The sequence below is a fragment of the Ferdinandcohnia sp. FSL W7-1320 genome (assembly GCF_038050315.1).
Classification (GTDB): Bacteria; Bacillota; Bacilli; order Bacillales; family Bacillaceae_L; genus Ferdinandcohnia; species Ferdinandcohnia aciditolerans.
In genome coordinates, this window is sequence record NZ_JBBPAM010000001.1 from 5,143,126 (window position 1) to 5,168,373 (window position 25,248).

Sequence of the window (25,248 nt, forward strand, 5' to 3'; positions counted from 1 at the left end):
TCATTTTTGTTAAGGAAATTGGAATCCCTAAACATGAATTTAATTGAAGTAAAAAAGACAATCAAACACGCCTTGGCGTATTCGCGCCCAGATTGTTTCGCGACTAGGCGAAAAGTGACTTTTGAAGATCGCATGTCTCCGCCGGAGGTTTTGACATTATTTAGCCAGGGTTTGAACCCCTGCGAAAAGTTTTCACTTTTTCAATCATTCGTTATTAAATATAAAGGAACATATTCTGTTAGATAATCCTCTTTATTTTACCCTATTCTTGTATTTTTAATCAATACCCTTATTTTAATAGAGTTATGAAGTTACAGTGTCAAGAATGCTTTTAAGCAAACACGCGAGTGATTAAAAGTGAGAAGCGAGTCTAAAGACTCGCTTCTACTTTATTTAATTACTAGATTAGGCTTTTTCTTCAAACTGTGTCTACCATCTATGAATCTAACAGTTCCTGATTTCGCACGCATGACAAGTGAATGAGTGGTGCCAATTGATCCCTTAAATTGCACGCCACGTAATAGCTCACCATCTGTAACACCGGTTGCTGCAAAAATGGCGTCATCTCCGCTAACTAGATCTTCCATTTTAAGAACTTTTGAAACATCAAGTCCCATTTTGATACAACGCGCAATCTCCTCATCATTTTGAGGTAGAAGCTTACCTTGAATTTCGCCACCTAGACATTTCAATGCAACAGCTGAAAGAACGCCTTCTGGGGCACCGCCTGAACCGAATAAAATATCTACACCAGTATGGTCAAATGCTGTATTAATGGCTCCCGCAACATCGCCGTCATTGATTAGCTTAATTCGAGCACCTGCTTCGCGAAGCTGTGAAATGATATGCTCATGTCTTGGTCGGTTTAAAACGGTTGCCACAACATCTTCAATATCCTTATTCTTTGCTCTTGCAACAGCTTTTAGGTTATCGATTATTGGTGCGTTAATATCAATTAACCCAACCGCTTCCGGACCGACCGCAATTTTGTCCATATACATGTCTGGTGCATGAAGTAAATTACCGTGATCCGCTACAGCCAATACAGACAATGCATTCCATCCACCAGACGCTAAAATATTGGTCCCTTCAAGTGGGTCCACCGCTACGTCAACTCTTGGACCATAGCCATTTCCAAGCTTTTCACCAATATAAAGCATTGGAGCCTCGTCCATTTCTCCTTCCCCAATGACAACTTGTCCCTTCATTGGGATTGTGTCGAACACATCTCTCATTGCAGAGGTTGCTGCTCCATCTGCTTCATCTTTTTTACCGCGTCCCATCCAACGAGCTGATGCTAATGCCGCTGCCTCTGTAACACGTACAAGCTCCATCGATAAGCTTCTTTCCACACTCTCTTCCCCCTAGCAAATAATTTTATTCTATTTTTCCACATAACCTTAACATAACAAAAAACGTTTTCTCTCTACTTTTCCATCTGTCTAGCTCCGACTCGCAGCAACTAGCAAAACTTCCCACACCTTCCGTACGATAAGCTCAACATCGGCTCGCGCCACTCGCCGTGTTTCCTTTATCTCCTTGAGAGGCAAGGTTCACAGACTAAGTACGCCACACCCACATCATGTGTGCCTCAGTCCGTACGTCGCTATACGCTCGTCTGGACTTTTCTTCTTAAGGATACATGAAAACTCCCACTTTTTGTAGTGGGAGTTTGAGTTTCTATATAATTACATATAGATCAGGCGGCTAGAAATCCGATAAACTTCAACTTTTCCTTCAGAGGCAAATGGCTTCTCTTGCGTTGGAGTATCTGATTTTCCTCGTTTCTGGTCAACCCGCTTTTCTATGAATTTTGGAGTTGTTCAATTTCATCTTCTGTTAGGCTTTCTCTCCAAATAGTAGCGCCTAAGCCTGTTAGTTTTTCTTCTAAATGGCTATAGCCACGGTCAATATGCTCAAGGCCAGTAATTTCAGTTACACCTTCTGCCATTAAACCAGCAACAACTAGTGAGGCACCTGCACGTAAATCACTTGCTTTAACTTTTGCACCTTGAAGTTGAACTGGTCCAGTGACTATCGCTGAACGGCCTTCAACTTTAATTTGGGCGTTCATACGACGAAGCTCATCGATATGCTTAAATCTAGCACCATAAATCGTATCGGTTACAACACCTGTTCCAGTTGCTTTTGTTAGCAAGGATGTAAAAGGCTGCTGTAGGTCCGTTGGAAAACCTGGATACACAAGTGTCTTGATATCAACAGACTTTAGATTCTTATTACTGGCAACCCAAATTTGGTCGTCACTTGTTTCAACAGTTACACCCATTTCACGGAATTTTGCAATCAATGATTCCAAGTGAAGTGGAATGACATTATCAATTAATACACCTTCACCCATTGCGGCACCAATAATCATATATGTACCAGCTTCAATGCGGTCAGGAATAATCGTATGGCGGCAACCTTGCAGAGAATCTACACCTTCAATACGGATGACATCTGTTCCGGCTCCCTTAATTTTTGCCCCCATGCTTGTTAACAGTGTTGCCACATCAATAATTTCAGGTTCTTTTGCCGCATTTTCAATGACAGTACGACCTTTAGCACGCACTGCTGCTAACATGATATTAATAGTTGCTCCAACACTTACAACATCAAGGTAAATGCGGGCACCTCTTAACTCATCAGCTCGAAGGTAGATTGCTCCTTGCTCATTTGTCACTTTAGCCCCAAGCGCTTCGAAGCCTTTAATATGCTGGTCAATTGGTCGTGGACCTAGGTGACATCCACCTGGTAGACCGATAACTGCCTTTTTAAAACGACCTAGCATTGCCCCCATTAAATAATAGGACGCACGAAGCTTTTTGACTTTACCATTTGGTAGTGGCATTGAGACAATATTTGTCGGGTCAACATAAACTTCTTCTTTACTTATTGATACGTGACCACCAATCTCTTCAAGCAAATCTCCTAAAATTTGCACGTCCGAAATATCTGGTAGCCCCTCAATTGTTACCGGCGTTTCTGCTAGGATTGTTGCTGGAATCAGGGCAACTGCACTATTCTTTGCCCCGCTGATTTTTACAGATCCTTTTAGTGGATAACCGCCTGCTATTTTTAGTTTTTCCATATGTGGCTCCCTTCTAGCGAAGATGACGGTTTTGTAAGGGAATCCTTGAATTGCCACGGATACAACCTGTCCGGAATATTTTCCGGAAGAAAACTAGCTTTAGGCAGTTCTTTTCCCTTATTTACGTTACACAATCGTAACGACACTTCACTTGAATTGGTATATTTTAACATAGATTAACTGCACGAGTATTAACTCTTAGTTTACATGAAAATAAGAAAATCATGTATCATTTTATCCTTTTTCATCAAAACAAGCAAATCCACCTAAAGAGGATAAAATCAATAGGTCTAAGTTCGTACTACAAAAGCATTGCTCTTATTTCATATTCAAATTGAGATCATTTTATGTGGCACTTAGTGTGTTTGAAGTGATTCTTGTTGAAGGTCAATGTCTTGTCTAGCCCCATGCGCCATCGGCTCTTTGGTCTAAGCCAATCGCTTCGGAAGGTAAAATGCTCGCCGATTAACGGGCGCGCTTAGCGCTTTTCTAGTTATACGTTATAGCGTTCGTCTAAGTTTCAGTTTTTATGGGTAAGTTACACAAATCAGCTCCTTCCACTTTTTTTGTGTTTGATTACCTGTAATTACCCCTAGACTCCCATCTAATACGGCAAGGTTTTTCCAAAAGGCTCCTTGCGCAATTCGTACTGTCTAGCTCCAGCCGCTATCGGCTCGAGGTCACAAGCCATGCACTTCTGAAGGCGGAAAAATGCGCCTTCTATCCGTACCTGTCTAGTGCTTATCGCCGATACTTGAGCGTCTTTCGCTTTTCTTATTATAACGCAAGAAAACCGCTATCTCCAAATCATGTTGTCAATAACAGGAAATAAGCGGTTTTTTTGGGGTTGGAGACCATTCTCCAATCTATTTAATTAGACGTTTTCTACATCCAAAAGGTTACTTACGCGTTAGCTTTTCCAGAGGAACCAAATTCACGCATTTTGCCTTTAACTGTTTCACGAATTGCATCACGAGCAGGTCCTAAGTATTTACGTGGATCATACTCATTTGGCTTAGCAGCTAGAGTTTCACGAACTGTTTTTGCTGAAGAAATTTGGTTTTCTGTGTTTACGTTGATTTTAGCTGTTCCAAGAGAGATTGATTTTTGAATATCTTTTGTTGGAATACCGGTTCCACCGTGAAGTACAAGCGGTAAACCAGTTTTGTTACCAATTTCTTCCATCTCTTTGAAACCAAGGTTTGGTTCACCTTTGTAAGGACCGTGAACGGAACCTAAAGCTGGAGCTAAGCAATCGATACCAGTGCGGTTAACAAGCTCAACACACTCATTAACATCCGCATAGATAACACCTTCAGCTATTACGTCATCTTCTTGTCCACCAACAGTACCAAGCTCAGCTTCTACAGAAACTCCGTGGAAATGTGCAAGCTCAACTACTTTAGAAGTTATCGCAATGTTCTCTTCAAATGGATGATGAGAAGCATCAATCATAACAGATGTGAATCCAGCATGAATAGCTTTTGCACAATTCTCGAATGAAGAACCATGATCAAGATGAATAGCAACCGGAACTGTGATATTGGATTCTTCCATAATCGCTTTAACCATTGCTACTACAACTTTGAATCCACCCATATATCGGCCAGCACCTTCAGAAACACCAAGAATAACTGGTGAATTTTCTTCTTGAGCAGCTTGTAAAATAGCTTGTGTAAATTCAAGATTGTTAATGTTAAATTGACCTACTGCATACCCTTCTGCTTTTGCTTTTTCAAGCATTTCTTTCATTGAAACCAAAGGCATGTGAATTTCCTCCTTTTGTACCGTTTTATTGTGTAAATTAAGGCATTATCCCTATACACGATAGAACCACGGCAAAGTCTCACCGGGTTATTGTTTACCTATTCCCATTGAGTTCGTATCACCTAATAGAATGACCGAAAAAAATCATAATATGTAAGCTTTTGTTAGAAATTAACAGACAAAAAGCACACAAAAATGCCCTTTGTGTTAAGGAATAGCAACAATACAGTACTAAGCATATCACAAGATTTTGATTTCGCAATACAGGAATGTTTCACATCTTTTTCGTGAAGCGTTTCCATTTTGTTCATACCAGTATTTTGTATTTTTTAAGTTTTTTATTCAGATTTTAATGGGATATTTGCTCTTACTGCTTCTCGAAGCTCGTCAATGTCAAACGGCTTTGCAAAATGTGTAATTGCTCCCAAATCTTTCGCTTCTTGGATCATATCAAGTTCACCATAAGCTGTCATAATGATTACCCGAATATCCTGGTTTATTTTTTTCAGTCTTTTTAGTATTTCAATCCCATCCATACCAGGGATTTTCATATCTAACAAGACCAAATCCGGAGAGTGCTTTTGAACAATATCAATTGCTTGTACTCCATTAGCTGCTTGGAATGTCTTATAACCTTCTTTTTGAAAAACTTCATTTAATAGAATCCGTATTCCGTATTGATCATCCACAATTAAGATTTTTTCTGACATTCTTGAATAACCCCCCTTAAATAGATAAAAATAGTTGGATAAATTACGTTGTCTTCACGATCGTTTTTAGATACGTTCGTTTTTTCGAATATTATTATATCGTTATTCATTTTTAATTCTACCACACCTACTTAATTTCCTGCTTTTTACCTAAAAAACTTTTATTTCCAAGACCGAAACAATTAATACTACAAATTTCGACATCATTTCTTATTTTTTTTGTATAACGTTATTATGATAATATATGGAAATAAGTCTATCGACAAGAAAGGAAATATACATTTATGTTAAAAATTTTTACTACACAACTTCAAGGTCAATTTAAGAGAATAATGGAGCATGAGGAAATGAATATGGAGGATGGGGCAAGAATTCTGGCTCAGTCAGTCATTAGCGATGGCACAGTCTTCGTACATGGTTTTGGCGAAATGGCAGCAGTTGCTACCGAGGCGCTGGCTGGGGCTGAACCCTTAAAATCTGCAAAGCCATTATTTACTGATGAAAAAATGAACGAAATCGAAGATATTGACTCTGTTCTATTAATCACAAGATTTTGTACCGATGAAGATGCGATTAAGCTTGCAGAAGAACTGCGCGGTAATGGGATCCAAACCGTAGCGATTTCGGCAATTGTAAAAGCGGAAGATGAACGTACTCTTGAGAAAAGCGTCGATATTCATATCGATAGCAAGCTACAAAAGCCACTCATCCCCGATGATGATGGAACCCGCTTTGGATTCCCAAGCGTGATGACTGCTCTATATGCCTATTACGGCCTAAAGTTCACAATTAAAGAAATGGTCGAGGAATTTGAATAATAATTAAATCGGATAAAATTTGATGAATGCCTGGACAGGGCTAACTTTATGAAGAGGAAGTGTAGAGGTATCTTACGCTTTTTCCTTTTTGTATGATCAATGAAGGGCATTCTGGTTCAAATTTTTGTGCTATTTCCACCTCATTTGATCGATGAAGAGGATTTGGATTCAAAACCGGATGCTGTTTACTCTTCATTAGTCCGATGAAGAGGATTCAGATTCAAAACCGGATACACTTTCCTCTTCATAAGTCCGATGAAGAGGATTCAGATTCAAATTTTTGTGCTTTTTCCTCTTCATAAGTCCGATGAAGGGGATTCGGATTCGCAACCGGATGCTTTTTACTCTTCATAAGTCCGATGAAGAGGTTTCGGGTTCAAAATCGGATGCTTTTTACTCTTCATAAACCCGATGAAGAGGATTTGGATTCAAAACCGGATGCTTTTTACTCTTCATTAGTCCGATGAAGGAGATTCGGATTCAAAATCGAATGCTTTTTCCTCTTCATAAGCTCGATGAAGGGGATTCGGATTCAAACTCGTATGCTTTTTCCTCTTCATAAGCTCGATGAAGGGGATTCGGATTCAAAATCGAATGCTTTTTCCTTTTCATAAGATCAATGAAGTACATTTCCAGCCTCTTTTTCATGCGTAATGAGGTTAGTCTTAATAGTGGACAACGTAAAATGAGATTTTATTATATAATACAATCATCATTTATAAGGACGTGTCCAGGTATGGGAAAACATTATGATCAAGAATTCAGAGATTATGTTTCAAAATTAGTTATTGAAGAAGGTAGAAAAGCAGCTGATGTTGCACGTGAATTAGAAATCTCATCCAAATCCATTAGTCGGTGGGTTTCAGCGTATCGACAAAAAAACTGTGGAGAAACGAGTGAGAAGTATTTAACGCCCAATGAGGTTGAAAAATTAAAAAAACAACATGAAAAAGAACTAGAAAAACTAAGAGAGGAAAACGAGATCTTAAAAAAGGCCATGCACATCTTCACCAAAAACCAAGCGTAGTTTATAGTTTTATACTTGACCACTCTGAAGAGTATGCTATTTCGAAGATGTGCAGTTTATTTAATGTATCGAAGAGTGGATATTATAAGTGGCTTAAAAAATCTAGAGTTCTATCGGAAAAAGAGGATTATCGTTTAGAACTTCAACAAAAAATAAGTAAATCATTTCATGAGAGTTTTGGAACTTACGGCAGTCCAAGAGTACATTCTGATTTAGATGAATGGGGTTATTCGGTTTCGGAAAAGACTGTAGCTAGAATCATGAATGAAATGGGTTTAAAAGCGAATCAAAAAGCGAAATTCGTGGTCACCACAGATTCAAACCATAATTTAAACACATATCCTAATCTGCTTAATCGACAATTTAACGTAGAAGAACCTAATAAAGTTTGGGTTTCTGATATTACGTATATTTGGACGGTAGAAGGCTGGGTGTATTTGTCCTCCATTATGGACTTATGTTCAAGAAAAATTGTGGGTTGGAACCTGGGGTCAGATATGAAAAAAGAGTTAACTATTCAAGCATTAAATATGGCCATTGTTTTAAGGCAGCCTGGCGAAGGTTTAATTCATCACTCGGATCGCGGTTCTCAGTATTGTGCCCAAGATTATATCGATATTATGGTTGAAAATAATATGGAAATCAGTATGAGTAGAAAAGGTGATCCATACGATAATGCTTGTATCGAGTCATTTCATTCCACAATCAAGAAAGACTTAATTTATAGAAGGCGATTCAAAACAAGAGAAGAGGCAATAAAAGCGGTCAATTATTATATTAATAATTTCTATAATGAAAAAAGAAAGCATTCAACTTTAGGATATACTTCTCCAAATGAATATGAGAGAAATCTTCAACCAACAAATGATGTATTTATCTCATAAATTAGACTTTTGGTATTAGAAATGAGCAGTCATGTTTTCGACTGGTCATTTCTAATACCGTACCAAACGAAGTGCGGTAGCGTTGAGTTATAAAAAGTCTCAAATTTTATTGTCCACTTTCTTGACAGAAGACCAGTAATGTTCTTCATGAGCCCAATGAAGTACAAAACCCGTCTCTTTTTCGTGCGTAATGTTCTTCATAAGATCAATGAAGTACATTTCCAGCCTCTTTTTCATGCGTTATGTTCTTCATGAACCCAATGAAGTACATAACCCGTCTCTTTTTCGTGCGTTATGTTCTTCATAAGCTCGATGAAGGGGATTCGGATTTAAAATCGAATGCTTTTTCCTCTTCATAAGCTCGATGAAGGGGATTCGGATTCAAACTCGAATGCTTTTTCCTTTTCATAAGATCAATGAAGTACATTTCCAGCCTCTTTTTCATGCGTAATGTTCTTCATGAGCCCAATGAAGTACATAACCCGTCTCTTTTTCGTGCGTTTTGTTCTTCATAAGCCCAATGAAGTACATAACCAGTCTCTTTTTCGTGCGTTATGTTCTTCATAAGCCCAATGAAGTACATAACCAGTCTCTTTTTCGTGCGTTATGTTCTTCATAACCTCGATGAAGTACATAACCATACTTTCCTTCGAGAGTTATGTTCTTCACAAGCTAGATGAACTACATAACTGTGCTTCTATACAACCAAATCGTCCTTCATAACACCAACGACGGACTTAACCAACCAATACTTGGGACAAACCCGTACTTCATCCTATTTCATCCCACATAACCCCATACAAAAAAGCGAGTGAATTGACACTCGCTTTTTTCCATTACATTTTTTCAGCTTGAGTTAATGATGCTTTAATAAATTCTCTGAACAATGGCTGTGGACGGTTTGGTCTTGATTTAAATTCTGGGTGGAATTGAGAAGCCACAAACCAAGGGTGGTCTTTCAATTCAATAATTTCCACAAGACGGCCGTCTGGGCTTGTCCCTGAGAAGATAAAGCCTGCTGCTTCCATTGCTTGACGATAATGGTTATTGAATTCGTAACGGTGGCGGTGGCGCTCATATACCACTTCATCGTTATATGCTTCATATGCCTTTGTGCCTTCCTCAATTTTACATGGGAAGATGCCAAGACGAAGCGTACCACCTAAATCCTCAACATCCTTTTGTTCTGGTAAAAGGTCAATAATTGGGTGAGGAGTATCCGGATTAAGTTCTGCAGAATGTGCTCCTTCTAAACCTAGTACATTACGTGCAAACTCTACAGATGCAAGCTGCATACCAAGACAGATACCGAGTAATGGTGTCTTTGTCTCCCTCGCATATTTGAGGGCTACAATTTTCCCTTCCACTCCACGGTCACCGAAACCGCCTGGAACTAGAATTCCATCTGAGCCTGCAAGTAATTCTTCAACATTTTCAGCTGTTACTTTTTCAGAGTCTACCCAGTTGATATTGATATCAGCATCAAATGCATAGCCAGCATGCTTTAATGCTTCTGCAACAGATAGATACGCATCCTGAAGCTCCACATATTTTCCGACTAATGAAATATTCGTTGTTTTTGTAAGGTGTGTCACTTTCTCAACAAGCTTGATCCAATCTGTCATGTCTGCTTCTTGGCAATCAAGTTGAAGGTGCTCACATGCAATTTGGTCAATACCTTGCTCCTGAAGGGATAAAGGAATTGAATATAATGTTTCTGCATCACGACTCTCAATAACCGCTTTTGGATCGATGTCACAGAATAGCGCAATTTTCTCTTTCATATCTTCTGAAATTGGCATTTCTGTACGAACAACAATGATATTTGGCTGAATTCCAAGGCTACGAAGTTCTTTAACACTGTGTTGGGTTGGCTTTGTCTTCATTTCACCAGCCGCTTTAATGTAAGGAACAAGCGTACAATGGACATACATTACGTTGCGGGCGCCAACATCACTTTTAATTTGACGAACTGCTTCTAGGAAAGGTAATGACTCGATATCTCCAACTGTACCACCGATTTCAGTGATCACGACATCTGCATTGGTTTCACGTCCAGAACGGAACACTCTTTCCTTGATTTCGTTTGTAATGTGCGGAATAACCTGAACCGTTGCCCCTAGGTAATCACCACGACGCTCTTTCTTTAGTACAGTTGAATAGATTTTACCAGTCGTTACGTTGCTGTATTTGTTTAGGTTAATATCGATAAAACGTTCATAGTGGCCTAAGTCAAGGTCTGTTTCAGCGCCGTCATCGGTAACGAAAACTTCACCATGCTGATACGGACTCATTGTTCCTGGGTCCACATTTATGTATGGATCAAATTTTTGAATCGTTACATTCATACCTCGGTTTTTCAATAAACGACCTAAAGATGCAGCAACAATCCCTTTTCCTAGGGATGATACAACCCCACCTGTTACGAAAATATATTTAGTCATCTTTCTCTTTTCCCCCAATCATGTAATTAGTTAAAGTTTGCTCAAAAAATCAAAATGTATAAAGAAATTCTTTGTCTAGTTCAGCGCCTAGCCCCTCGAGGTCATGAGTCAAGCCGTCAATAAGGATAAACAGCATCCTTTTTGCCATCTTGTCGGACTTGCACAGGAAGTGCTGACATCGACGTTTACCACAGGACGTGGCAGTTTTAAGTCGATGTTCCTCTATTAAAGGCGCCTGCACTTTACTTCTTGGTGCGGGGGTAAATTGTTTTTAACTCACCGAACCTTACACTTCTATAAAGTGAAGCTTTAACTGACAGCCGCCTTCCAAGGGACTTGCTGCTAGTTAATGCGGGATAAAATAAAAAAGCTCCACTTACAATATGTAAGGGAGCGAAACTTTAATATGGTTTCGTAGATACTCTTTTTTTAGAGCCCAAAAAGTATTCTACCGAGATAAGATTAAAAAGTCAATATGAGTTTGAGTTTAATTTAACTAGTTAGATCTTGAGGATTAGTCTTCTTCCTCTTCTTCAAACTCTTCGTCTTCTTCTTCCTCGTCTAATTCATATTCTTCATCATCAATGAGTTCTTCATCGTCATCATCGAAGTCATCTTCGTCGTCGATGTCATCAAAGTCCTCATCTTCTTCTTCTTCTTCGTCATCCTCGATGTCATCCACATCTTCATCTTCTTCATCAAAGTCCTCATCATAATCAAGATCATCTTCGTCAAGATCGTCAAAGCCAAGGAGTTCGTCATCCTCATCCTTCTTCTTGCTCTTTTTCTTCTTCTTCGGCTTTTCAGTATGAGTAACCTCTTCGTCGATTTGCTCGTATGGATACCAAGTACGAAGTCCCCAACGATTATCACCTAATGTAATAAAACGACCATCGATATTGAGATCTGTATAAAACTGAGAAATTCTTGTACGAACCTCTTCTTCTGAAAGCTCTAATACTTTTGTTACTTCGTCAACTAGCTCGTTAAATGTAATCGCGTCTTTTCTCCCTAAGAAAATCTCATACGCTACTTCAAGCATTGACATTTCTTTAATTTGCTCTGGTGAGTATTGATCGAGACTCATCAAGGCACTCCCTTTCTATGTATGTAACTGGAATTCTGGTAAAAACTTGTTGTCAGGATTCTTCTTATAAAAAATAAAAAAGAGTTCTGTAAAATACATATCATTCATTATAAACAAAATCAACCACTTTATGCCAGACATATCATAATTTAAGGCTGAACTAACTAAATAAAATACGCCTTAAAGTATTTGCGCCCAGATTTTTTTCGACTTGCTCGAAAAACTTCCTCTAAAAAATCTGAGGCATCCGCCGGAGGCTATAACTTTATTCAGCCCATATTTAAGTTCTTCACTCATTGTATACTTATCATTAATTTCCCATACTAAAAAAATCGAGGCCTCCCTGAATAAAGTTATTAGTTCAGCCTCGATCATTTTCTACATATTTCTACGGTACTGTCCGCCAACTTCATAGAGCGCCTGTGTGATTTGGCCAAGACTTGCGACCTGAACCGTTTCCATCAATTCTTCAAAAATATTGCCATTGTTCACTGCAACTTGTTTAAGCTTTTTTAATGCTTCTTCTACTTTATCCTTATTTCGTTCTTGGAATTCCTTTAAATTTTTAATTTGAAGTTCTTTTTCTTCTTTCGTTGCACGCGCAAGCTCGATATTGTTTAAATCCTCCTCTGTTGGCGGATTAGGATTTAAATACGTATTTACGCCAATAATCGGAAGCTCACCCGTATGCTTTTTCATCTCATAATACATGGACTCATCTTGAATTTTTCCGCGCTGATACTGTGTTTCCATCGCACCTAGAACACCACCACGGTCATTCAGTCGGTCGAATTCCTGAAGCACTGCTTCTTCCACTAAATCAGTGAGTTCCTCAACAATAAAAGAACCTTGTAGCGGATTTTCATTTTTCGTTAATCCATGCTCTTTCGTAATAATCATCTGAATCGCCATCGCACGGCGAACCGATTCCTCGGTTGGTGTTGTAATGGCCTCATCGTATGCATTCGTATGAAGCGAGTTACAATTATCGTGAAGAGCCATTAGTGCCTGCAGTGTCGTACGAATGTCATTAAAATCAATTTCCTGTGCATGGAGGGAACGTCCAGATGTTTGTACATGGTACTTTAATTTTTGACTACGCTCATTTGCTCCATATTTTTCTTTCATGACCGTTGCCCAAATGCGGCGTGCCACCCGACCAATTACGGTATATTCTGGGTCGAGCCCATTACTGAAGAAGAAGGATAAGTTTGGTGCAAAATCATCAATATTCATCCCACGGCTTAGGTAATATTCCACATACGTGAACCCGTTTGATAAGGTAAAGGCGAGTTGAGAAATCGGATTAGCACCCGCTTCTGCAATATGGTAACCAGAAATTGATACTGAATAATAATTTCTTACTTTATGATCTATGAAATATTCTTGGATATCCCCCATCATACGCAACGCAAATTCAGTTGAGAAAATACACGTATTCTGGCCTTGATCTTCTTTTAAAATATCCGCCTGAACTGTTCCACGAACTGTCTGTAATGTTTTCGCGCGTACCTCTTGGAACTCCTCCACCGTTAAGATGCGGCCAAGATCCTGTTCACGCTTTTCAACCTGTTGGTGAATAGCAGTATTCATGAACATGGCTAGGATAATTGGTGCTGGTCCATTGATTGTCATTGAAACCGAAGTAGACGGTGCACAAAGATCAAACCCTTTATAGAGCTTTTTCATATCATCGAGGGTACAAATACTGACGCCGCTTTCTCCAACTTTCCCATAGATATCTGGGCGATAAGCAGGGTCTTCACCATATAAAGTTACAGAGTCAAATGCTGTACTTAAGCGTTTTGCATCATCATCCTTTGATAAATAATGAAAACGTCGATTCGTCCGATCTGGGGTCCCTTCGCCTGCAAACTGACGTTTCGGATCTTCACCTTCACGTTTGAACGGAAACACACCTGCTGTATAAGGGAATGAACCCGGAACATTCTCTTTGTAGACCCAACGGAGAATTTCTCCGAAGTCCTTAAAGCCTGGGAGAGAAATCTTTGGAATCGATAGACCCGAGAGACTTTTCGTTTTTAAAATGGTCACGATTTCCTTGTCACGAATTTTCGTAATGAATTTCTCACCTTTATAGGTTTCTTTCAAAGATTCCCAGTTTCCAAGGATTTTCTTCGATTCATCCGAAAGATTTGTTTCATATTGGGATTGAAGTGTTTCAAGAGCTTTGAGGACGTCCTCCTTGCCCAGTTCCTTCACGCTCTCAATCGTACCGCTAATTTGGAATAGCTTTCTTGCGATTTCCACCTGTTCGGCTGCTTTTTTATGATAGTTACGAACTGTGTCAGAAATCTCACGTAAATAATAGCGTCGGTCATTCGGGATAATGACATTTTGTTTTTGGACATCTGCCGTTTTTTCGAATGAAGTTTCCCAGTCTGCACCCATTTTTTCATTGATTTTATCCACTAGATTAGCAAAAAGGGCGTTCGTTCCTGGATCATTAAACTGACTTGCAATCGTACCGAATACCGGCATATCTTCGTAGTCTTTTTCAAATAAAAGGTGGCTACGCTGATACTGCTTTTGCACCTGACGTTTTGCATCTTCTGAACCCTTGCGTTCGAATTTGTTAATCACAATCAAGTCGGCATAGTCAATCATGTCGATTTTTTCAAGCTGTGAAGGTGCACCAAATTCACTTGTCATAACATACATGGAGATGTCACAGACCTCTGTAATTTCGGCGTCACCTTGCCCAATCCCACTTGTTTCAACAATGATTAAGTCGAAGCCCGCTGCTTTTACTACTGCAATTGCATCTTTAATGGCTAGCGACAATTCTGATTTTGAACCTCTCGTAGCAAGGCTTCGCATATAAACTCTTGGAGAGAAAATAGCATTCATGCGAATTCGGTCACCAAGTAAAGCACCACCGGTTTTTTGTTTAGTTGGGTCAACGGATAGAATCGCAACCTTTTTGTCGTCGAATTCATTGATAAAACGGCGAATCAATTCATCTGTGAGGGAGCTTTTCCCTGCGCCACCTGTACCCGTAATCCCCACAACTGGAACTGTTTTCTCAAGGTCTTTTACTTTTTGAATGGCGTTTTGCGAAGCTGCAGCCGTTTCATCGTTGGTTCCAATTTGATTTTCGGCAATTGTGATGAGCTTAGCGACTGTTTTGTAGTCCCCATTTTGAAGGAGCTCAAGCTCGTCACTTAACTCCGTGCTTGTTGGGTAATCACACTCTTGAAGCATTTTGTTGATCATCCCTTGAAGACCCAGAGTGCGACCATCATCTGGTGAGAAAATCCCAGCAATTCCGTATTCATGAAGCTCCTTTATTTCACGAGGGATAATAACTCCGCCACCGCCGCCATAGATGCGAATATGAGAAGCCCCGCGCTCTTTTAAAAGATCATACATAAATTTAAAATATTCCACATGTCCACCCTGATACGAGGAAATCGCGATACCTTGCACATCCTCTTGGATTGCTGCATTCACTACTTCCTCCACCGAGCGGTTATGTCCAAGATGGATTACTTCTGCACCACTCGCCTGTAGGATGCGACGCATGATATTAATCGAGGCATCATGCCCATCAAATAAGCTTGAAGCCGTCACAAACCGAACATGATGCTTAGGACGATATACCTCTACCGTACTCATTTCCATTCCCCCAGTCTCACCTATTTTGAAACGATACCTTTTAATAAAAGCTCTGTTTGCATCTCAATATATTCCTCAAGCGTGAAAAGCCTGCGCATCGCCCAGCGGCGAAAGCCCCACATCTGGCCTTGAACAAAAATATTATGAGCTACAAGTTCAACCTGTTTTTTCGGCAATTGAAGTTCCCCGTTGGCAATGCAATCTTCAATTGCCCTTTCAAACATACCCACCATTTCTACTTCTTTGTTCAACACATATGGAAGGGCATCCTTTGAGAGAGATTTCGCCTCCTGATAAAGGACAAGTACCTCATCCTGCATCTCATCCATTACAAGAAAGTAATTGCGAATCGCAAGCTTTAGACTTTCGATACTACCTTCCTTTGTGTTGATTGCTTCTTCCATTCGCTCTTTAACCTGATCGTAAATACTGTCTACGACCAAATAAAGAACATCTTCTTTCTTACGGATATACTCATAAAGTGTGCCAATACTAAAACCAGCAGCTTTCGCAATTTCTCTCGTTGTTGATCGATGAAACCCTTTTTCCTTAAAAAGCGTCACCGCACCCTTAATCATCTGATCCCGCCGCTTCTTAATCAACCGCTCATCCTTCACTGAAGCCGGAACATCATTCCTCCGCATCTTTTCACCTCCAAAGATAAAGCCCAGGGCGCTCGAACATATCGGCTACAAGCATAACGAGCGCTGACAGAAGGTGCATGTTACCTTCCGAAACGATTGGCTTATGACCTAGAACCGACGTCGCATGGAGCTAGACATTTTGAAGCAACTGTCCCTCGTTCCACCTTTTTTCTTGGGACAAGGGACCTGTCCCCTTGACCCACTATTTTGTTAACATTCTAGATATGACGAGGCGTTGAATTTCTTGTGTGCCTTCATAGATTTGAGTGATTTTTGCGTCACGCATATAACGCTCGACTGGATAGTCCTTTGTATAGCCGTAACCACCAAACACTTGAACCGCTTCTGTAGTTACCTTCATCGCTGTATCTCCAGCAAAAAGTTTTGACATTGCAGACTCTTTGCCATATGGAAGTCCTTCTGATTCTAACCACGCTGCTTGATAGGTTAAGAGACGAGCTGCCTCGACACTTGTTGCCATATCCGCAAGCTTGAAGCCGACTCCCTGTTGAGCGGCAATTGGTTTTCCGAATTGGACACGTTCTTTCGCATATTCAGTAGCTGCATCAAGGGCACCTTGAGCAATTCCTACCGCTTGGGCTGCAATCCCATTACGACCTCCATCAAGCGTCATCATGGCAATCTTAAAGCCTTCACCCTCTTCGCCGAGTAAGTTTTCCTTAGGGACACGGCACTCTTCGAACATAATTTCAGTCGTAGGTGATGAACGAATGCCCATCTTCTGTTCTTTTTTCCCTACAGAGAAACCAGGGAAGTCGCTTTCGATAATAAACGCACTTGTACCTTTATGTTTTGAAGATGGGTCAGTTAACGCAAACACCACATAAATATCAGCAATCCCACCGTTTGTGATGAAGATTTTCGAACCGTTTAACACATAATGGTCGCCTTCTAATCTAGCAGTTGTCCTCATTCCACCTGCATCTGAACCAGAGCCAGGCTCTGTTAATCCATAGGCACCGATTTTTTCACCCTGTGCCATTGGTCGTAAGTATTTTTGCTTCTGTTCTTCACTACCAAACTTGTAAATCGGCCAACCTGCAAGGGATGTATGAGCGGAAAGAGTTACCCCTGTTGAAGCGCATACTCTTGAAAGTTCTTCGACAGCGATACAATATGCTAAATAGTCACTACCAATTCCGCCATATTCCTCTGGCCACGGAATTCCCGTTAACCCAAGCTCTGCCATTTTATCGAAAATTTCACGATCAAAGCGTTCCTCTTCATCACGCTCCGCCGCTGTCGGTGCAACCTCATTCTTTGCAAAATCACGAACCATCTTACGAATCATCTCATGCTCTTCAGACAACTTAAAATACATTTCCATTACCTCCATTGGGACAGAGGGACAGGTCCCTCGTCCCACCATTTTTTTCCTGGGACAAGGGACCTGTCCCCTTGACCCATTTATAGATGTTTGCTGATGACGATTTTTTGAATTTCGCTAGTTCCTTCGTATATTTCAGTTATTTTGGCATCTCGGAAGAATCGTTCAACCGGATAATCTTTTGTATAGCCATAGCCCCCGTAAACCTGAATGGCTTCGGTTGCAACCTCCACCGCTGTTTTCGAGGCAAACAGTTTTGCCATCGAGGATTCTTTGCTACATGGCAAGCCCTGGTCGTGTAGGAATGCAGCCCGATAGATTAGTAGTCTAGCAGCCTCAACATTTGTCGCCATATCTGCAAGCTTAAAGCCGACTCCCTGCAAGGAGGCGATTGGTTTACCGAATTGGTAACGATTCTTCGCATACTCCACTGCATGTTCTAGCGCCGCTTCCGTAATTCCAAGCGCTTGGGAAGCAATGCCGATTCGACCCATACCTAGATTCGCCATCGCGACTTTAAAACCCTCACCTTCAACCCCTAGAATGTTTTCAGTTGGTACCATTACATCTTCTAGGGTGATTTGAAGCGTACGTGATCCGAGAAGTCCCATTTTATGCTCATCTTTTCCGAACACAAAGCCCGGTGTATCTTTTTCAATAATGAAAGCCGTAATGCCCTTGCTTCCCGTTTCGTTCGGGTTTGTGCGGGCAAATACAATATATACATCCGCTTCGCCACCATTTGTGACAAACACCTTTGACCCATTCAACACATAATGGTCACCTTGTTTGACTGCTCTTGTTTTTAAACTAGCAGCATCTGAGCCAGCGCTCGGTTCTGTGAGACAAAAAGCTCCCAAATACGCTCCACTTGCAAGCTTTGGAATATATTTTTGCTTCTGCTCTTCTGTTCCAAAATATAAGATAGGATGCGTACCAACTGAGGTATGAACGGATAAAATAACCCCGATGGTTGCGCTCACCTTAGAAAGCTCGTTGATCGCAATAATATAGGACGTAAAATCCATCCCTGCTCCACCATATTTTTCAGGGGTTGTAATTCCCATTAATCCAAGGGACCCCATTTTCGAAAGAATTTCTCGTGGAAATTCTCCTTTTTCCATGCGCTCCACGAACGGTGCGATTTCTTCTTTTGCAAAATCACGCACCATTTTTCGCATCATTTCTTGTTCTTCTGAAAAATGAAAGTTCATGCTGTTTCCCTCCAATGCGGGATCTTGATGAGTTGGGTTGTATTTAAGAGTTGTCACTTCGTGCTCACCCCTATTATTCGTATGTGTAGAAACCTCGACCAGATTTTTTCCCTAACCAACCTGCTTTCACGTATTTCCGAAGCAATGGACACGGTCTATATTTGTCATCACCAAAGCCTTCGTGTAGGGTTTCCATAATGTAAAGACATGTATCAAGCCCGATAAAATCAGCAAGTGTCAGTGGCCCCATCGGATGATTCATGCCAAGCTTCATCACTTCGTCAATTGCTTCTTTTGTAGCGACACCTTCATAGAGGGTGTAGATTGCTTCATTTATCATCGGCATTAAAATACGGTTTGACACAAATCCTGGGAAGTCATTGACTTCAACTGGTACCTTATTCAACGTTTTTGTCATATCTTCAATCACTTGATAAACTTCATCAGCTGTGGCTAAGCCACGAATAATTTCAACTAATTTCATTACTGGAACTGGATTCATAAAATGCATTCCAATTACCTTTTCCGGGCGCTTCGTGGCTGCGGCAATTTCTGTAATCGGAAGAGAGGAAGTATTGGTTGCTAAAATAGTATTCTGAGGTGCAATTTCATCTAGTTGTGAGAAAAGTTTTGTCTTGATGTCCATATTTTCAACTGCCGCCTCAATCACAAGGTCGACATCACTTGCATTCTGCAAATCAAGAGAGGGAGTAAGCCTTCCCAAAGTTGCTGCTTTTTCTTCTTCACTCATGCGACCTTTATCGACTTGTCGTGTAAGGTTTTTTGTGATCGTCCCAAACCCGCGATCCACGTATTCTTGTTTTAAATCATGGAGCTTCACATCGTAGCCTGCCATCGCACAAACCTGTGCAATCCCAGAGCCCATCTGTCCTGCACCTATGACCATCACTTTTTGTACCTTCATCAAACATACCTCCTAATTTGAAATGCGCAGGCGCCTTGCTCAGCCCCGACAAGCACAATACATGCCGGCTAGAAGGTTGCTCTCTGACCTTCTTGACGGAATGGATTGTGACCTCGAGGGGCTAGACGCCGGAGCTAGACACAGAAATCTAAGTATCGAATTAATTACGTTCCTACCTTATAAATAAAGTTATACCTGAATCATAATGGCATCGCCTTGACCGCCACCACTACAAATCGCAGCTATGCCTATGCCGCCGCCACGGCGTTTTAATTCATGAATAAGGGTAATAATTATCCTCGCCCCACTAGCTCCAATTGGGTGACCAAGTGCTACAGCCCCACCATTGACATTGACTTTCTCAGGGTCAAGATTCGCAATTTTACCACTTGTTAAGGCAACTGCAGCAAAGGCTTCGTTAATTTCAAACAAATCGATTTCATCGACTGACTTGCCCGTTTTCTTTAACAATTCATTGATAACAAGGCCAGGAGTTTTCGGGAAATCACTTGCTTCAACAGAAATTGCAGCATGGGCAAGTATCGTTGCAAGTGGCTCTTTTCCTTCTTGCTTTGCTCGCTCCTCACTCATGAGAACAAGTGCAGCTGCACCATCATTCACGCCAGGTGCGTTACCCGCCGTAATCGTGCCATCTGCGCTAAACACGGACTTCAGCTTTGTTAACTTTTCAATGGTTGTGTCTGCTCGCGGTGCTTCGTCTTTGTCAACAACTGTGGTTGCACCTTTACGACCTTTTACCTCTACTGCAACGATTTCCTCTGCGAGCTTGCCAGATTCAATTGCCGCTATGGCACGTTCGTGACTGCGAAGAGCCCACTCGTCTTGTTCTTCACGGGAAATGCTAAACTCTGACGCCACCTCATTGCCGTAGGTGCCCATATGAACACCCTGGAAGCTGCAGGTTAGGCCATCATGAACCATTAAGTCCTTTAAGCTTGCATCTCCCATTCGTAATCCAAATCGTGCTTTAGGTAAAAAGTAAGGCGCATTGCTCATTGATTCCATACCACCAGCGACAATTATCTCTTCGTCACCTGCACGAATAATTTGATCAGCAAGTGTGACACTGCGAAGCCCTGATGCACACACTTTATTAATGGTTTCTGTTTTTACTTCCCAAGGAATTCCTGCATTTCTTGCAGCCTGTCGGGATGGAATTTGCCCTTGGCCACCTTGTAGAACATTTCCAAAAATCACTTCATCAACCTTTTCACCTTCAATGCCTGCCCGCTTTAATGCTCCCTTGATAGCGATTCCACCAAGTTCGGACGCTGTTAATGAACTAAGATTTCCCCCTAATTTCCCAAACGGAGTACGAACACCACTGATAATGACTGTTTTTCCCATGATCCAACCTCCTTGATTTTTCTCGACTTAACGCAAAAATCGAAACCGCTTACATTTTTCCGACTGAACGCTCGCTCAGCCTTGTCTGAAAGAAGGAGGCGTACCAATGTACACCTCTCTTTATCTGTTAATCTATTACAAATAAAATAAATGTTTCCTATACTCCTATTTTACAATATAGAGATTGGAAGATAAATCATATTTTTCCACTATGATGCAATTTCTTTTTGATCACCGACAACGGATCTTTCAAGGATTTCAGCAATATCATATGTGCCGATTTGCTCCTCTACTTCCTTCGCCTTTGTACCATCGCTTAGCATTGTTAAGCAGTACGGACAACCAGAACCAATCGTTGTAGGACTCACCGCAATCGCTTGCTCTGTTCTTGCTACGTTAATACGAGTTCCTGTATCCTCTTCCATCCACATGAGACCACCGCCAGCACCACAGCACATTCCCTTTTCACGGTTACGTTCCATTTCAACCAACTGAACACCTGGAATTTGTTTTAAAATTTCGCGAGGTGGATCATACACATCATTGTATCGGCCTAAATAACAGGAATCATGCCATGTAATGACTTCATTTACCGCATGCTTTGGAACCAATCTACCCTCTTTTACCAGGTCATACAATAGCTCTGTATGGTGGACAACCTCGACATCTTTAAGTCCCATATCTGGATACTCATTTTTGAAGATATTGTAGGCATGTGGGTCGATTGTAACAATCTTCTTCACTTCTGCCTTTTCAAATTCAGCAATATTGTTCGTGGCAAGCTCTTGGAATAGGAATTCATTTCCGAGTCGACGTGGTGTGTCACCAGAGTTTTTCTCTTTGTTTCCAAGAATCGCAAATTTCACGCCAGCCTCATTCATAAGCTTCGCAAAAGATAGAGCGATTTTTTGGCTTCGGTTATCGAATGCACCCATTGAACCAACCCAGAATAAGTATTCGAATTCTTCTCCGGCTTTTTTCATTTCTTTTACAGTTGGTACATGAACATCTTCACGAACTTCACGCCAGTTTTCTTTTTCCTTACGATTCAGTCCCCATGGATTTCCTTGGCGCTCAATATTCGTCATCGCACGTTGAGCATCCGCATCCATTTTTCCCTCTGTAAGAACAAGATAACGACGTAAATCAATAATTTTATCAACATGCTCGTTCATGACTGGACATTGGTCTTCACAGTTACGGCAAGTTGTACAAGCCCAAATCTCTTCTTCTGTAATAACATCACCAATTAAGCTTGGGTTGTATGCTAACTCTGCTGTAGCAGCTGTTTCATTTGCACCTTGGCCAGCTGAAGCCAGCGCTAGCTGATTTGCCTTTGTATGATTGAATGCAACTGCTGGAACCCACGGAACCTGTGATGTTACAACAGCACCTGTTTCCGTTAAGTGATCACGCAATTTTACAATTAAATCCATTGGGGAAAGCATTTTTCCTGTACCTGTTGCCGGACACATATTTGTACAGCGTCCACATTCCACACATGCATAAAGGTCGACTAACTGGGTTTGCTTGAAGTCTTCAATTTTCCCAACACCAAAAGTCTCTTGTGTTTCATCCTCAAAATCAATTTTCTCAAGCTTCCCTGGGCTTGTTTGTCTGCTTAAATACACATTTGCAGGCCCGGCAATTAAGTGCGCATGCTTTGATTGCGGCACATAAACTAAGAAGCTTAACAGGAAGAGTAAGTGAATCCACCATGCGACATAAAAAATCACAATGGCAACTGTTTCATTAAGCCCGCCTAATGCAAGTGAGATGATGGATGCAATAGGCTCGGTCCATGTTGTTTCATGGCCATGCCAAACGATTGCAGCACCGTTTCCTAATAAAACAGAAAGCATTAAACCACCAATAAATAATAAAACGAGTCCTGATTTAAAGCCCCTTTTCAATCGAACAAGCTTTTCCACATAACGGCGGTGGAAAGCCCAAACGACTGCAACTAAGATCATAAATGTGACAATCTCTTGGAAAAAAGTAAAGCCTGGATACAAAGGTCCCAGTGGCAGATGTGAACCTGGTTTTAGACCCTTCCAAATAAAATCAATCGCGCCAAATTGGACAAGAATAAACCCGTAAAAGAACATCACATGGATGATTCCACTCTTTTTATCTTTTAAAAGCTTTTTCTGCCCAAACACGTTGACCCAAATCCGCTGAAGGCGCTCCTTTACTTCTCCATCAAATTCGACCTTTTTGCCAAGCTTGATATAGGCAATCCTTGTCTTGATCAGATAAACGAAAAGATAAATAGCGTAAGCGGTTACAGATAAGAATGCAAGAAGATTAATGACTAAGAGGATATTCACTTTTTAACCCCTTTCTAAAATTTGCTAAACTTAATCAAATTCACCTTGGGAATTTGCGCCCAGATTTTTATCGAGCTTGCTCGATATATTTTCTCTAAAAAATCTGAGGCATCCGCCGGAGGCTTAACTCTTTTCAGGCAGGCTTGCCCTGCTGAATGGAGTTAAAATTCTGACTATATAGTTCGTATCTCCATTATATAATGAATGAGCATTCAGTCAACTACTTTTTCTTTAAAAACCTTAAATAATCAATCCCATTTTCGTATAAACTAAGTGAACGCCATTAAGCACAACCTCATCATAGGAGGGGTATATTTGCGAGCTATCTTCTGGATTGTCCTTATTATCATTATTCTATTACTGTTACTCCGCCTTGATTACAGTCTCGGAAGAAAAAGTCATCTAAAAAAACAAGAGGATGAGGAATTTCCTCTACGCGACAGTAACATTTCCCTTTATTCAACAGGAGAAACACTCTTCAACGATTTATTTACAGATATTCGAAACGCGAAAGAACATGTCCATGTTGAATTTTATATTTTGCAGGATGATGACTTTAGTAAAGGATTCGTCTCGCTTGTGAAACAAAAGGCCGAACAAGGTGTGAAGGTTCGCCTGCTTTTGGATTGGGTGGGCAGCCACAATGTTACAAAGGAAATGGAAAAAGACCTAACTCGCTCAGGAGTTTCGTTAGCCTATAGCAATAAGCCCAAATTTCCGTACCTTTTTTATAAGCTGAATGCCCGCAATCATAGGAAAATCTCCGTCATTGATGGAAATATTGGTTATATTGGCGGCTTCAATATTGGAAAAGAATATCTTGGTAAGGATCCGAAATTTGGGTTCTGGCGGGATTACCATCTGAAACTAACCGGTGAAGGAGTCGCAGATCTTCAAACACAGTTTTTGAAAGATTGGTATGGCGCCACAAAAGAGGAAATTGAAAACCGAAATGCCTATTACCCGCCACTTCCTATAGGAAAGTCAAAAACGAGACTCATTTCTACTAATGGAGCATATCTTGAAGGACAATTTATGAATATGATCAAACAAGCTGAACACGAAATCATTATTGGCTCCCCTTATTTCGTACCAAGTGAACAACTCAAAGAAGAGTTAAAAAATGCAGTGAAACGAAATGTTAGGATTCACATCCTTTTACCGAAAAAGCCGGATCACCCATTGGTCAAAGAGGCCGCCATTCCGTATATGGACGAGCTCTCAAAGCTCGGCATTCAGTTTCATATGTACACTAGAGGTTTTTACCACGCAAAAGTCATTTGTATTGATGACAAGCTTTGCGATATCGGAACAGCCAATTTTGATAAAAGAAGCCTTTACTCTAATTATGAAATTAATTGCTATATCCATGATAAAGAAGTGATTCAAGAGGTTAAAAATATGGTAACAGAGGATTTTAAAACTTCAAATGAGCTTACTCGCGACCGAATCGAAGAACTAAAGACTGAGAATAAGTTAAAGATTAAGATTGCAACATGGGTTTCTCACTTTTTATAAGGAGATGAGTGCGGAATAGTGTTAAAGGAATAGCAGCTTGTGCAACTAATACTGTCACTAGCCCAAATTTACTGTCACCATCTAAAAAATACTTTCATTAGCCCGTTTACTGCCAGTAACCAAAAAATACTGCTACTATTTCAGATTTACTGCCGCTAATCGAAAAATACTGCCACTATTCGAGATTTATTGCCACTAACAAATCAGGCACCCGTGATGGGTGCCTGTTATTTTGGTCCAAATTGAATCATTGGTGCTAACCATTGGAATAGCTTAAATCCTAAATAAACCCCCACGATTCCAGTTACCCCTGCAAGTGCTGGTGGAGCAGGGATTGGTAGCTTTAATAAAGCAAAAATAAATCCGACAACGACACCTGTCAAAAGTGCCAATATAACCTCTTTCATATGTGTATCCTCCCTTTTCCCTTCATT

Annotated in this window: 17 protein-coding genes and 1 pseudogene; 4 read left to right on the plus strand and 14 right to left on the minus strand. The window is 40.7% G+C overall.

The window, feature by feature from the left end; translation table 11 throughout:
• Positions 1-389: 389 nt before the first annotated feature.
• The 4 genes from glpX to NST91_RS24680 form a co-directional block, all read right to left on the minus strand.
• On the minus strand, positions 390-1,352 hold the full coding sequence (glpX, locus tag NST91_RS24665; protein WP_121448530.1) for a class II fructose-bisphosphatase: 963 nt from the start codon (positions 1,350-1,352) through the stop codon (positions 390-392).
• Positions 1,353-1,804: 452 nt separating this feature from the next.
• Entirely contained in the window at positions 1,805-3,091 is a 1,287-nt protein-coding gene (murA, locus tag NST91_RS24670) for a UDP-N-acetylglucosamine 1-carboxyvinyltransferase (protein WP_341333263.1), read from the minus strand.
• Positions 3,092-3,994: 903 nt separating this feature from the next.
• Positions 3,995-4,858, minus strand: a complete 864-nt coding sequence (locus NST91_RS24675) for a class II fructose-bisphosphate aldolase (RefSeq protein WP_341333264.1) — start codon at positions 4,856-4,858, stop codon at positions 3,995-3,997.
• A gap of 338 nt (positions 4,859-5,196) precedes the next feature.
• A complete protein-coding gene (locus NST91_RS24680) occupies positions 5,197-5,568 on the minus strand; it encodes a response regulator (protein ID WP_010677224.1) in 372 nt (123 codons plus the stop codon).
• A 284-nt stretch (positions 5,569-5,852) separates the two neighbouring features.
• Between NST91_RS24680 and NST91_RS24685 the strand changes: the two genes are divergently transcribed.
• The 3 genes and pseudogenes from NST91_RS24685 to NST91_RS24695 all read left to right on the plus strand — a co-directional run.
• Complete coding sequence (locus tag NST91_RS24685; protein ID WP_341333265.1) at positions 5,853-6,386, plus strand: DUF2529 domain-containing protein; 534 nt, start codon at positions 5,853-5,855, stop codon at positions 6,384-6,386.
• 736 nt (positions 6,387-7,122) lie between these two features.
• Entirely contained in the window at positions 7,123-7,413 is a 291-nt protein-coding gene (locus NST91_RS24690; protein ID WP_165918306.1) for a transposase, read from the plus strand.
• A pseudogene (locus NST91_RS24695) lies at positions 7,407-8,297 on the plus strand (IS3 family transposase); the annotation flags it as partial. The gene NST91_RS24690 and the pseudogene NST91_RS24695, both read left to right, overlap by 7 nt.
• An 836-nt stretch (positions 8,298-9,133) precedes the next feature.
• Here NST91_RS24695 and pyrG read toward each other — a convergent pair.
• The 9 genes from pyrG to NST91_RS24740 all read right to left on the minus strand — a co-directional run bounded on the left by pyrG (position 9,134) and on the right by NST91_RS24740 (position 23,296).
• Positions 9,134-10,741: a CTP synthase gene (gene pyrG / locus NST91_RS24700; RefSeq protein ID WP_341333266.1), complete on the minus strand. Its 1,608-nt coding sequence runs from the start codon at positions 10,739-10,741 to the stop codon at positions 9,134-9,136.
• A gap of 514 nt (positions 10,742-11,255) precedes the next feature.
• Positions 11,256-11,828, minus strand: coding sequence for a DNA-directed RNA polymerase subunit delta (rpoE, locus tag NST91_RS24705; protein WP_341333267.1), 573 nt, complete (start codon positions 11,826-11,828; stop codon positions 11,256-11,258).
• Positions 11,829-12,206: 378 nt separating this feature from the next.
• Positions 12,207-15,467: a fused isobutyryl-CoA mutase/GTPase IcmF gene (gene icmF / locus NST91_RS24710; protein WP_341333268.1), complete on the minus strand. Its 3,261-nt coding sequence runs from the start codon at positions 15,465-15,467 to the stop codon at positions 12,207-12,209.
• A 20-nt stretch (positions 15,468-15,487) separates the two neighbouring features.
• On the minus strand, positions 15,488-16,111 hold the full coding sequence (locus NST91_RS24715) for a TetR family transcriptional regulator (RefSeq protein ID WP_121448538.1): 624 nt from the start codon (positions 16,109-16,111) through the stop codon (positions 15,488-15,490).
• A 202-nt stretch (positions 16,112-16,313) separates the two neighbouring features.
• Positions 16,314-17,453, minus strand: a complete 1,140-nt coding sequence (locus NST91_RS24720; RefSeq protein WP_121448539.1) for an acyl-CoA dehydrogenase family protein — start codon at positions 17,451-17,453, stop codon at positions 16,314-16,316.
• Between the two features lie 86 nt (positions 17,454-17,539).
• Positions 17,540-18,673 carry an acyl-CoA dehydrogenase gene (locus NST91_RS24725; protein ID WP_341333269.1) on the minus strand — a complete coding sequence of 378 codons (1,134 nt, stop codon included), beginning with the start codon at positions 18,671-18,673 and terminating at the stop codon, positions 17,540-17,542.
• A 73-nt stretch (positions 18,674-18,746) separates the two neighbouring features.
• A complete protein-coding gene (locus tag NST91_RS24730; protein ID WP_341333270.1) occupies positions 18,747-19,598 on the minus strand; it encodes a 3-hydroxybutyryl-CoA dehydrogenase in 852 nt (283 codons plus the stop codon).
• 189 nt (positions 19,599-19,787) lie between these two features.
• Complete coding sequence (locus tag NST91_RS24735; protein WP_341333271.1) at positions 19,788-20,966, minus strand: acetyl-CoA C-acetyltransferase; 1,179 nt, start codon at positions 20,964-20,966, stop codon at positions 19,788-19,790.
• A 209-nt stretch (positions 20,967-21,175) separates the two neighbouring features.
• Positions 21,176-23,296 carry a (Fe-S)-binding protein gene (locus NST91_RS24740; protein ID WP_341333272.1) on the minus strand — a complete coding sequence of 707 codons (2,121 nt, stop codon included), beginning with the start codon at positions 23,294-23,296 and terminating at the stop codon, positions 21,176-21,178.
• Between the two features lie 315 nt (positions 23,297-23,611).
• Here NST91_RS24740 and cls point away from each other — a divergent pair, with 315 nt between their 5' ends.
• Positions 23,612-24,814: a cardiolipin synthase gene (gene cls / locus NST91_RS24745; protein ID WP_341333273.1), complete on the plus strand. Its 1,203-nt coding sequence runs from the start codon at positions 23,612-23,614 to the stop codon at positions 24,812-24,814.
• Between the two features lie 227 nt (positions 24,815-25,041).
• On the opposite strand, the gene NST91_RS24750 is transcribed toward cls, so the two are convergent.
• The gene (locus NST91_RS24750; protein WP_099360873.1) at positions 25,042-25,221 is read right to left on the minus strand and encodes a XapX domain-containing protein; all 180 of its coding nucleotides are present in this window, start codon (positions 25,219-25,221) and stop codon (positions 25,042-25,044) included.
• Positions 25,222-25,248: the final 27 nt, after the last annotated feature.